Source organism: Photobacterium malacitanum, from assembly GCF_900185615.1.
GTDB lineage: Bacteria > Pseudomonadota > Gammaproteobacteria > Enterobacterales > Vibrionaceae > Photobacterium > Photobacterium malacitanum.
In genome coordinates this window covers 1-743 of the sequence record NZ_FYAK01000045.1, presented here as the reverse complement: position 1 = coordinate 743, position 743 = coordinate 1, and the positions used below count along the sequence as shown (strand labels likewise).

1 protein-coding gene is annotated in these 743 nt (G+C 48.6%); it reads left to right on the top strand.

The annotated features are described in order from the left end of the window. Nucleotides 1–743 (top strand): hypothetical protein (locus PMAL9190_RS20265; RefSeq protein WP_159458409.1); only part of this gene is annotated, 743 nt, incomplete at both ends.

The window sequence follows — 743 nt, the reverse complement described above, 5'->3', positions numbered from 1 at the left end:
GTGACGGCGACGGATAATGATGGTGACAGCACGCAAGGACAAGTTGTTATTACTGTCACTGATGGTGCTGATGCGGGCGGTAATGAGCACGGTGATATTACTATTACCGAAGGTGATTTAACTCCTCAAGCTGGTGAGCAAGGCTACCCTGTATCGGGCAACACCACGATTGTGATTGAGGCGGGCGCTGATCGTCTAGACCCAACTAAAGTGACCATCGATCCGACTCAATTAACCCAATTAATTAGCGAATTAGAGTCAGAGTTAACTACGGGTGATAATCAAGCGATCAGCTTTAGCTATGACAGCACCACCGGGCAATTAGTCGGTGTGACCGCTGACGGCGAGCAAGTGGTGACGGTATCATTGGATGCCGTCCAAGCGGCGAACGGCCACGATATCGACGTCACAGTGACGATTAATCAAGACAAACCGTTAAACCACACCGACAGTGGTGTCGATGGTTTGGTTGATAGTGTTAACGATAAAATCACCATTGATGTGCCGATTCAGGTGCAAGATACCGATGGTGATTGGCTACAAAAGCCTGCCAATGTTGATATCACCATTGTTGATGGTGCCAACCCAGAATTTGGCACTGACAGTGGCACCACCATTAATGAAACCACCCAAAATGGTGAGGTTATTAGCGGCGAAGTGCCGTTGGATGTGGGCTCAGATGCGATCCATCAGCTTGATTTCAATGCTGACCAACCGGATTTAGCCAACCTAACCAGTAATGG